This window comes from Clavibacter sp. MX14-G9D (genome assembly GCF_032917815.1).
GTDB lineage: Bacteria > Actinomycetota > Actinomycetes > Actinomycetales > Microbacteriaceae > Clavibacter > Clavibacter michiganensis_K.
In genome coordinates, this window is record NZ_JAVCVL010000112.1 from 1 (window position 1) to 9,025 (window position 9,025).

Consider the following 9,025-nt stretch of genomic DNA (forward strand, 5'->3'; position numbering starts at 1 on the left):
CCGTCGCGCGCCTCGGCGGCGAGCCGCACGCTCGCGCGCAGCAGCGCCTCGGTGGCGGCGGCGTCCAGGCCGCGGCGCGCGAAGGCCTCGAAGCCCACCTGGTACGACGCCGTGATCGCCACGTCCGCCCCGGCGCGGTAGTACTCCGCGTGCGCGGACCGGATCGCGTCGGGCTCGTCGGCGAGCACGCGCGCGCTCCAGAGCGGATCCGTCAGGTCGTGCCCGCGCGCCTCCAGCAGCGTTCCGAGGCCGCCGTCGAGCACCAGCGGACGGTCGGGGAGGGGGAGCGGGCGGGCCATGCCGACATCCTGCCGGAGCGCGTCGGCGGATCCGGCCGGTGACGCCGCGCGACGCCGCGCATCCGCCACGCGCCCGCGGGCCCGTCCCGCGTCCCGCCCCGCGTCCGCGCCGGGTACCGTGGAGGCGACGGTGGGAGTCCCGATGAAGGATGACGACGACGTCGACCTGGTGATCGACGCGTGGGGTGCGGCCATGCCCGACGTCGACTTCGCGCCGCTCGACGTGGTGTCGCGGCTGCGGCGCCTGCTGCCGCAGATGCAGCGGATCCGCGAGGGCGCCTTCGCCGCCGAGGGCCTGACGACGAGCGAGTTCGAGTTCCTGTCCGTGCTCCGCCAGCAGGGCGACGCGGGCCTCACGCGCGCGGGCCTCGCCGAGCGCCTCGGCACCGACACCGGCAGCCTCGTGCACCGGGTGAACCGGCTGACGGCGCGCTCCTTCATCACGCGCGAGGAGGATCCGGCGGGCGGCCGCAGCCGGCTCGTCGTGCTCACCCCCTTCGGCATCGAGCGGGTCGACCGGGCGATGCGCCGGCTCGTCGCCGACGAGGACGAGGTGCTCGCCGACCTCAGCCGCGAGCAGGTCGCGACCCTCATCGACAGCCTCCGCGTGATCGCGCGCACCACCGAGCGGGTCCGGGCGCGCCGCTCCTGATCCTCCGGGCATCCCGAGCGGGCATCCGTGCGGGTCGCACGGAGGTGCGTCGGAGCACGATGGACGCATGGCCGACACCGATCGCATCCCGCCCGCCGTCCTCTTCGACATCGACGAGACCCTCATCCACACGGGCGGCTCCGGCACCCGCAGCTGGGCGATGGCGTTCCGGGACGTGCACGACGTCGACGCCGACATCGGCGAGCACTCCTCCGCCGGGGAGACCGATCCCCAGGTGGGCACGGCGACGTTCCGCGGCGTCCTGGGCCGCGATCCGCAGCCCGCCGAGCTCGCGCGCCTCTACGCCTCCTACCTCCGGCACCTCGCCGACGACATCCGCGTCTCCGAGGGCTACCGCGTGCTCGACGGCGCCGAGGCCCTGCTCGACCGGCTCGCCGACGCGGGCGTCGTGCTCGGCGTCGTCTCCGGCGCGATGGAGGGCGCGGCCCGCACCAAGATGGAGCCCGCCCGCCTCGGCCGCTTCTTCGTGTTCGGCGCCTACGGGTCGGACTCGCCCGACCGGGTCGACGTCGTCCGCCGGGCCATCGCGACCGCGGGCACCCTGCGCGGCGCGGCGCCCACCCGCGACGAGGTGCTCGTCGTCGGCGACACCCCGAACGACATCACCTCCGCGCACGACGCTGGGGCCACCGCGGTCGGCGTCGCGAGCGGCCACTACTCGGCCGACGAGCTGCGGGACGCGGGCGCGGACCTCGTGCTCGAGTCGCTGGAGGACCCGGCGCTGGAGCGCCTGCTCGGCCTCTGAGCCCGGGCCCGCGCCCCCGCCGGCCAGCGAGGCCGGCCTGCGCCGCCTGCGCTAGTCGGTCCCGCGCAGCCGCGCGACCGTGCTCATCACGTGGTAGACGACGATCGCCGCGACCGTGCCGAGCGCGATGCCGTTGAACGACACCGTGCCGAGGGTGAAGGTGAACGGCGCGATCGCCACGATGAGCGCGGTCGCCGCCGTGAGCTGGTTCACGGGCTTGGCGAAGTCGACCCGGTTGTCCATCCAGATCTTCACGCCGATGATCCCGATGAGCCCGTAGAGCGCGGTGGTCACGCCGCCGAGCACGCCCGCGGGGATCGTGTTGATGACCGCGCCGACCTTGGGGGAGAGCCCGAGCAGCACCGCGAAGGCGCCCGCGACCCAGTACGCGGCGGTCGAGTAGACGCGCGTGGCCGCCATCACGCCGATGTTCTCGCCGTAGGTCGTGGTTCCGGATCCGCCGCCGAGGCCCGCGAGCACCGTCGCGATGCCGTCCGCGAGGAGCGCCCGGCCGGTCAGCCTGTTGACCGAGCCGTCGGTCATCTGCGCGACGCCGCGGATGTGCCCCACGTTCTCCGCGACGAGCACGAGCACGACGGGCAGGAACGCGGGCAGCAGCGCCCAGAACTGCGGCGTGATCTCCGGCGAGTGGAACTCCGGCAGCCCGATCCACGCGGCGTCCGCGATGGCCGAGAAGTCGACCTCCGATCGGATGACCGCCACCACGTACCCGACGACGACGCCGAGCACGATGGAGAGCCGGCCGAGGATCCCGCGGAACAGCACGGTGGAGAGGATCACGACGGCGAGCGTGATGGTGGCCGTCACGGGCGCCACCACGAAGTTGTCGCGCGCCGCGGAGGCGAGGTTGAACCCGATCAGCGCCACGATCGCGCCGGCGACCACGGGCGGCAGGAGCGCGTCGATCCAGCCGGTGCCGGTGAGCTGCACGATGCCGCCGACGACGGCCAGCAGGATCCCGACCGCGACGATGCCCGCGAGCGCCGCCCCGATGCCGCCGCCGCCCGAGGCGGTCGCCGCGTTGGCGGCGAGGATCGGCGCGATGAACGCGAACGACGAGCCGAGGTAGCTGGGGAGCCGGTTCCGCGTGATGAGGAGGAACAGCAGCGTCCCGATCCCGGAGAAGAACAGGGTGGTCGTGGGCGGGAAGCCCGTGAGCACGGGCACCAGGAAGGTCGCGCCGAACATCGCGACGACGTGCTGCATGCCGAGGCCGATGGTGCGCGGCCAGGTGAGGCGCTCGCCGGGGCCGACGACCGCGGAGGCGTCCACCGCCTTGCCGTCGCCGTGGAGGGTCCAGATCTGTCGGGCCATGCTCGCCTGCTCTCGCGCGGGTGTGTGGGGAGACGCCCCGATCCGCGAGCGTACCGACGCCGTGTTGCGGCGGCGTTTCCGCGCGCGGATCCGGCCGGCTCAGCTCCGCCGGACGACCACGGCGTTCGCGACGGCCCACACGGAGGCGAGCGCGAGCATCTGCCCCCAGATGAACCAGTGGATCTCGCCCTGCAGCGTGGTGACGACGAACGCCACGACGGAGATGACGAGCGCCGCGACGCCGACCACGGCGAACCCCTGCTGCGCCAGCCGGCCGTCGCGCTCGTCGCGGTACTCGAGCCCGTTGATGCGCGTCACGTCGCTCGCGCCCGGCCGGGACGCCTGCAGGGCGCCGCCGAACCCGATCGCGCCCATGAAGGCGAGCACGAAGGCGGATCCGGGGTTCCCCGCGATCAGCGCGACCAGCGCGCCGACGCCGAACACGGACACGAGCAGCACGTTCACGCGGGAGATCCCGCGGCGTTCATTCGTCCTCGACATGGAAGACCTCCTCGACGGATCGGTGGAAGAAGCGGGCCGTCCGGACGGCCAGGGCGAGCGACGGGTCGTAGCGGCCCGTCTCGATGGCGTTCACGGTCTGGCGGGAGACGCCGAGCGCGGTGGCGAGGGCCTGCTGGGAGAGCCCGGCGGCCGTCCGGAGCCCCTTCACCTCGCTGCGCATGGATGACAAGCTAGCTTTACACCGGAAACGTGTCAAGCGCGCTTTACACATCGTCCGGGAGGGCGGCAGCCGGGGCGCCTAGGCTGGCCGCATGAGCGCCGAGACACCGCCGACCGGGATCCGCACCGACGAGCTGGACGAGGGGGTGCGCCCGCAGGACGACCTCTACCTCCACGTGAACGGCCGCTGGCTCGACCGCACCGCGATCCCCGACGACAAGGCCCGCTGGGGCTCGTTCCACCAGCTCGCGGAGGCGGCCGAGGACGCCGTGCGGGTCATCATCGAGGAGGCCGTCGACGCCGCGCCCGGCACCGAGGAGCGCAAGACCGGCGACCTCCTCACGAGCTTCATGGACGAGGAGCGGGTGGAGGCGCTCGGCGTCGAGCCCATCCGCGACCAGCTCGACCAGGCCGCCGCCGTCACCGACGTGCCGACCTTCCTCGCGACCCTCGGCCGCCTCGAGCAGACCAACGTGAGCGGCCTCCTCGGCCTCTTCGTCGACAACGACCCGGGCGACCCCGAGCGCTACGTCGTGCAGATCGAGCAGGGCGGCATCGGCCTGCCCGACGAGAGCTACTACCGCGAGGAGGGCCACGCGGCCATCCGCGACGCGTACCGCGCCTTCGTCGAGCGCATGCTCGGCCTCGCGCAGCTCGACGAGCCCGCGGCCCGCGCCGACCGCATCCTCGACCTCGAGACCCGCATCGCGGCCGCCCACTGGGACAACGTCCGCACGCGCGACAGCCAGGCCACCTACAACCTCACGACCTGGGCCGAGCTCCGCGACCTGGTGGCGCGCGCCGCCGGCGCCGACCTCGACGTCTGGCGCGACGCGCTGGAGGCGCCCGAGGGCGCACTCGACGAGGTCGTCCTCCGCGAGCCGAGCTTCGCCGAGGGACTCGGCGCGCTCCTCACCGCCGACGAGGTCCCCGCGCTCCGCGACTGGCTCACCTGGCAGGTCGTCCGCTCGAACGCGGCGCTCCTCCCGAGGGCCTTCTCCGAGGCGAGCTTCGACTTCTACGGCCGCACCCTCACCGGCGCCCCCGAGCAGCGCGCCCGCTGGAAGCGCGGCGTCGCGCTCGTCGAGGGCGCCATGGGCGAGGCCATCGGCCGGATCTACGTCGACCGCCACTTCTCCCGCACCGCCAAGGCGGAGATGGACGTGCTGGTCGGCCACCTCGTGGAGGCGTACCGCGACTCCATCTCCGGCCTCGACTGGATGACCGCGGAGACCCGCGGCCGGGCGCTCGAGAAGCTCGACGCGTTCACCCCGAAGATCGGCTTCCCCGACCGGTGGCGCGACTACTCGGCCCTCGAGATCGACCCGACCGACCTCGTGGGCAACGTCCGCGCGACCGCCCGGTTCGAGACGCGCCGCGAGCTCGCGAAGATCGGCGCCCCGCTCGACCGCGACGAGTGGTTCATGACGCCGCAGACCATCAACGCGTACTACAACCCCGGCTTCAACGAGATCGTGTTCCCGGCGGCCATCCTGCAGTTCCCGTTCTTCGACGAGGAGCGCGACCCGGCCGCCAACTACGGCGCGATCGGCGCGGTCATCGGCCACGAGATCGGCCACGGCTTCGACGACCAGGGCTCGCGCTACGACGGCGACGGCCGGCTCACCGACTGGTGGACCCCGGCCGACCGGGCCGCGTTCGAGCAGCGCACGGCGTCGCTCATCCAGCAGTACGACGCCCTCGTCCCGGCGCAGCTCACGGCCGACGACGCCCCGCACGTGAACGGCGCGCTGACCATCGGCGAGAACATCGGCGACCTGGGCGGCCTGTCCATCGCGTGGAAGGCCTACCTGATCTCGCTCGACGGCGCCGAGCCGCCCGTGATCGACGGGCTCACCGGTGCGGAGCGCTTCTTCCTCTCCTGGGCGCAGGCCTGGCAGCAGAAGGGCCGCGACGCGGAGGTCACGCGCCTGCTCGCCATCGACCCGCACGCGCCGAACGAGTTCCGCTGCAACCAGATCGTCCGCAACATCGACGCCTTCTACGCGGCGTTCGACGTGCGGCCGGGCGACGGCCTCTGGCTCGACGAGGAGGCCCGCGTCACCATCTGGTGACGCGCGGGGCGCGGGCCGCACGATGAGCGCGACCGAGGAGGATCCGCCCCACCGCCCCCGGCACGCCGGGGGCGGCCCGGCGCGCCACCGCGGGCAGGAGCCCACCGACGGCTTCCGCTCCGCCTTCCGCGCGCTCGGCGTCCTCGCCCTCGACGGGATGAGCGTGGCGGCCCGCGCCACCGACCTCGACTCGGGCGCCGTGGTGCTCGCGGTCGACGACCACGTGGCCCTGCCGGCCGCGGGGCTCGGCCGCGTGCTGCTGCTCGCGGAGCTGTCGGCCCGCATGACCTCGGGCGACCTCTCGCCGCTGCACCTCGTCGACCGCGGCGACGGCGACGAGGGCGGCACGGCGGGCCTCTGGCGCCACCTCGTGGTCCCGTCGCTGCCCGTCACCGACCTCGCGTCGCTCGTCGGCGCCACCGGCGACGCGGCCGCGACCAACGCGCTGCTCGGCCTCGTCGGCCTCGACGCCGTGCGCGCCCGCGCCGAGTCGCTCGGCCTCCGCCGGACGGCGCTCCTCGACGTGGCCCGCGGCACGCGCGGGCCGGACGACGCCCCGCAGCTCTCCGTGGGATCCGCCCGCGAGCTCGCGTCGCTCTTCGCCTCGCTCGTGCACGGCGAGGTGGTCGACGAGGAGACGAGCACGCGCGTCGTCGGCTGGCTCGCCCTCAACACCGACCGGTCGATGGTCGCGGCCTCCTTCGGGATGGACGCGCCCGCGAGCCGCGGCGGCGCGCACGGCATGGCCCTGGTCGACTGCACGGGCGTCGATGCGGGCGTGCGGGCGGAGGCGGGCGTGCTGCGCGGCCCGCGCGGCGCCGTCGCCTACGCCGTGATGGTGCACTTCGACGACGCCGGGCTCCGCGCCCGGCTGGCCGTGCGCGACGCCCTGGGCGTGGTCGGGCTCGACCTCCTGGAGCACGTGCACCGGGACGCCGGATCCGCCCGGGCGTAGAGTCGGATGTCGCCCGCCACCCTCCCGGGCGACGGAGGAGAGCCCCGCATGACCGGCATGAACCCCGCCACCGCCAAGCGCCTCGCCCGCGACGACGTGTCGCCGATGCACGCCGAGGTCGACGCCGCGATCGCCCGCGCGGAGATCCCCGGCACCCCGGAGTGGCAGGAGAAGGTCCGCGGCCGCATCGTCATGGTGCGCCACGGGCAGACCGAGTGGAGCGTCAACGGCCGCCACACCGGCACGACCGACATCCCCCTCACGGAGACCGGCGAGGAGCAGGCGCGCGCGGTCGGCGAGGTGCTCGCGGGCACGGAGTTCGGCCTGGTGCTCGCGAGCCCGCGGTCGCGCGCGCTCCGCACCGCCGAGCTCATCGGCTACCGCGACCAGGCCGAGGTCGACGATCGCCTGGTCGAGTTCGACTACGGCGCGTACGAGGGGCGCACCACGGCGGACATCCAGTCCGAGCGCGGCCACTGGGACCTCTGGACCGACGGCGTCCCCGCGGGCGACACCCCCGGCGAGACGTCCGGGCAGGTCCGCGCGCGCGTCCTCGAGGTGCTCGCGCGCGTGCTGCCGGTGCTCGAGTCCGGGCAGGACGTGCTGCTCGTCGCCCACGCCCACGTGATCCGCGCGCTCGCCGTGGCCTGGGTGGGCCTCCCCGCCGAGGCCGGCGGGATCCTCACGCTCTCGACCTCCACGCTCAGCGAGCTCGGCTTCGAGCACGGCCGCCACGCGATCATGCGCTGGAACTGCCCGGCCACCGGCTGGGCCCCGTCGCCCGTGGGCGGCAGCCGCTAGCCGTCGCCGCGGTCGGCCGCTCCGCCGCCGCGTAGGATCGCCCCTCGTGGCACAGAAGAAGAAGCGCACCCGGCAGGCCCCCTCGTCCGCAGCCCGCACCCGTCCGGGATCGCCCGCGACGGCGCGCTCCGGGAACCCGGCGAAGGCCCGGAAGGCCACCGCGCGCGACTGGATCTCCGGCGCCCGCATCCGCACCCTGCCGCTCGCCGTCGCGCCCGTCGCCATCGGCGCGGGCGCCGCCCGCGCGATGGGCCCGGACGGCCCCGACCTCGGCCTCGCGCTCCTCTGCCTCGCCGTCGCGGTGCTGCTGCAGATCGGCGTGAACTACGCCAACGACTACTCCGACGGGATCCGCGGCACCGATGCGGTGCGCGTCGGCCCCGCCCGCCTCACCGGATCCGGCGCCGCGAGGCCCCGCACCGTCCTCACCGTCGCGCTCGCGTTCTTCGGCCTCGCCGCGGTCGCCGGCCTCGTGATCGTGCTGATCACCGGCCACTGGTGGCTGCTCGCGGTCGGCGCCGTCGCCATCGTCGCGGCCTACTTCTACACCGGCGGCAAGCGCCCCTACGGCTACGCGGGCCTCGGCGACGTGGTCGTCTTCGTGTTCTTCGGCCTGGTCGCGACGGCGGGCACGCAGTTCATCCTCATCGGCCGGATCACGGGCGAGGGCTGGCTGGGCGGCGTCGCGGCGGGCGGCTTCGCCTGCGCGGTGCTGATGGTGAACAACATCCGCGACATCGACCAGGACGGGAAGGTCGGCAAGCGCACCCTCGCGGTGCGCCTCGGCCCGCGCTGGTCGCGCATCGTCTACTGCCTCATGGTCGCGGTGGCGTACGGCGTGCTCGTCTTCTTCAGCCTCTTCTACCCGAAGGCGCTGCTGGTGCTGTTCACGCTGGTCCTGGCGCTGCCGGCGGCCATCATCGCGTGCACCGGCCGCACCCCGAAGGAGCTGATCCTCTCGCTGCAGCTGACGAGCATGGCGGCGCTCACGTTCGGCCTGGGGCTCGGCGCCGCGTTCGCGTTCTGAGCGCGGAGGGCGTCAGGTCAGGCGCTCGGCGATCCGGACGTCGACCTCGTCGCCCAGGTCCTTGCCGAGCCGCTTCCGCAGCCTCGCGCTGAGGGACAGCATGTGCCCGCCGGATCCGGTCGGCAGGAGGCCGATCGTGAGCGGCTCGCCGTCGACGGCGGCCACCACCTTCACGGCCCTGCCCGTCCCGAGCAGCTCCGCGGAGCCCGGGACCTCGACGCACGGCCAGAGGTCGCCCTTCACGGTGACGCCGATGGGCGCGGTGAAGGCGATGTCGGGGGGTCCGATGCCCGATCCCATGGATCCCGTCCTGCCTCGCGCGTCCGGCGGGTCAGCTGCGCTCGGCCTCGCCGTCGGCGCGCGGGGTGGCGGCCGCGGTGTCCGGCGTGCCGGCGCCCGGGGCGCCCGTGTCCTGCGCGGCGACGTCGGGCGCG

Annotated in this window: 11 protein-coding genes; 6 read left to right on the top strand and 5 right to left on the bottom strand. The window is 74.4% G+C overall.

Going from position 1 to position 9,025, the window contains the following annotated elements:
* Positions 1 to 299 (bottom strand): homocysteine S-methyltransferase family protein (locus Q6969_RS09985; RefSeq protein WP_317230305.1); only part of this gene is annotated, 299 nt, incomplete at its 3' end.
* Between the two features lie 142 nt (positions 300 to 441).
* Here Q6969_RS09985 and Q6969_RS09990 point away from each other — a divergent pair.
* Together Q6969_RS09990 and Q6969_RS09995 are read left to right on the top strand one after the other, a co-directional pair.
* Positions 442 to 951 carry a MarR family winged helix-turn-helix transcriptional regulator gene (locus Q6969_RS09990; RefSeq protein WP_094116732.1) on the top strand — a complete coding sequence of 170 codons (510 nt, stop codon included), beginning with the start codon at positions 442 to 444 and terminating at the stop codon, positions 949 to 951.
* Between the two features lie 67 nt (positions 952 to 1,018).
* On the top strand, positions 1,019 to 1,717 hold the full coding sequence (locus Q6969_RS09995) for an HAD family hydrolase (protein ID WP_317230306.1): 699 nt from the start codon (positions 1,019 to 1,021) through the stop codon (positions 1,715 to 1,717).
* Positions 1,718 to 1,768: 51 nt separating this feature from the next.
* Here Q6969_RS09995 and Q6969_RS10000 read toward each other — a convergent pair whose 3' ends face one another.
* The 3 genes from Q6969_RS10000 to Q6969_RS10010 form a co-directional block, all read right to left on the bottom strand.
* Positions 1,769 to 3,052 (bottom strand): solute carrier family 23 protein, encoded by a 1,284-nt coding sequence (locus Q6969_RS10000; RefSeq protein WP_317230307.1) that lies wholly within the window; start codon positions 3,050 to 3,052, stop codon positions 1,769 to 1,771.
* Between the two features lie 99 nt (positions 3,053 to 3,151).
* Positions 3,152 to 3,553 carry a hypothetical protein gene (locus tag Q6969_RS10005; protein ID WP_317230308.1) on the bottom strand — a complete coding sequence of 134 codons (402 nt, stop codon included), beginning with the start codon at positions 3,551 to 3,553 and terminating at the stop codon, positions 3,152 to 3,154.
* The gene (locus tag Q6969_RS10010) at positions 3,537 to 3,734 is read right to left on the bottom strand and encodes a helix-turn-helix transcriptional regulator (RefSeq protein WP_317230309.1); all 198 of its coding nucleotides are present in this window, start codon (positions 3,732 to 3,734) and stop codon (positions 3,537 to 3,539) included. Before Q6969_RS10010 ends, Q6969_RS10005 begins: the two co-directional genes overlap by 17 nt.
* Positions 3,735 to 3,825: 91 nt before the next feature.
* Here Q6969_RS10010 and Q6969_RS10015 point away from each other — a divergent pair, with 91 nt between their 5' ends.
* Genes Q6969_RS10015 through Q6969_RS10030 form a run of 4 tightly spaced genes read left to right on the top strand, consistent with a single transcriptional unit; the run spans position 3,826 to position 8,591 of the window.
* Complete coding sequence (locus Q6969_RS10015) at positions 3,826 to 5,808, top strand: M13-type metalloendopeptidase (protein ID WP_317230310.1); 1,983 nt, start codon at positions 3,826 to 3,828, stop codon at positions 5,806 to 5,808.
* A 22-nt stretch (positions 5,809 to 5,830) separates the two neighbouring features.
* The gene (locus Q6969_RS10020; protein WP_317230311.1) at positions 5,831 to 6,763 is read left to right on the top strand and encodes a serine hydrolase; all 933 of its coding nucleotides are present in this window, start codon (positions 5,831 to 5,833) and stop codon (positions 6,761 to 6,763) included.
* Between the two features lie 48 nt (positions 6,764 to 6,811).
* Positions 6,812 to 7,564, top strand: a complete 753-nt coding sequence (locus Q6969_RS10025) for a histidine phosphatase family protein (protein WP_317230312.1) — start codon at positions 6,812 to 6,814, stop codon at positions 7,562 to 7,564.
* Positions 7,565 to 7,610: 46 nt separating this feature from the next.
* A complete protein-coding gene (locus Q6969_RS10030) occupies positions 7,611 to 8,591 on the top strand; it encodes a 1,4-dihydroxy-2-naphthoate polyprenyltransferase (protein ID WP_317230313.1) in 981 nt (326 codons plus the stop codon).
* Between the two features lie 12 nt (positions 8,592 to 8,603).
* Here Q6969_RS10030 and Q6969_RS10035 read toward each other — a convergent pair whose 3' ends face one another.
* Positions 8,604 to 8,891 (bottom strand): DUF1905 domain-containing protein, encoded by a 288-nt coding sequence (locus Q6969_RS10035; protein WP_317230314.1) that lies wholly within the window; start codon positions 8,889 to 8,891, stop codon positions 8,604 to 8,606.
* Positions 8,892 to 9,025: the final 134 nt, after the last annotated feature.

Coding starts and splice junctions, on each gene's coding strand:
- Q6969_RS09995 (WP_317230306.1), top strand. CDS start 1,019: ATGGCCGACACCGATCGCATCCCGCCCGCCGTCCTCTTCGACATCGAC.
- Q6969_RS10005 (WP_317230308.1), bottom strand. CDS start 3,553: ATGTCGAGGACGAATGAACGCCGCGGGATCTCCCGCGTGAACGTGCTG.
- Q6969_RS10015 (WP_317230310.1), top strand. CDS start 3,826: ATGAGCGCCGAGACACCGCCGACCGGGATCCGCACCGACGAGCTGGAC.
- Q6969_RS10010 (WP_317230309.1), bottom strand. CDS start 3,734: ATGCGCAGCGAGGTGAAGGGGCTCCGGACGGCCGCCGGGCTCTCCCAG.
- Q6969_RS10020 (WP_317230311.1), top strand. CDS start 5,831: ATGAGCGCGACCGAGGAGGATCCGCCCCACCGCCCCCGGCACGCCGGG.
- Q6969_RS10000 (WP_317230307.1), bottom strand. CDS start 3,052: ATGGCCCGACAGATCTGGACCCTCCACGGCGACGGCAAGGCGGTGGAC.
- Q6969_RS09990 (WP_094116732.1), top strand. CDS start 442: ATGAAGGATGACGACGACGTCGACCTGGTGATCGACGCGTGGGGTGCG.
- Q6969_RS10035 (WP_317230314.1), bottom strand. CDS start 8,891: ATGGGATCGGGCATCGGACCCCCCGACATCGCCTTCACCGCGCCCATC.
- Q6969_RS10025 (WP_317230312.1), top strand. CDS start 6,812: ATGACCGGCATGAACCCCGCCACCGCCAAGCGCCTCGCCCGCGACGAC.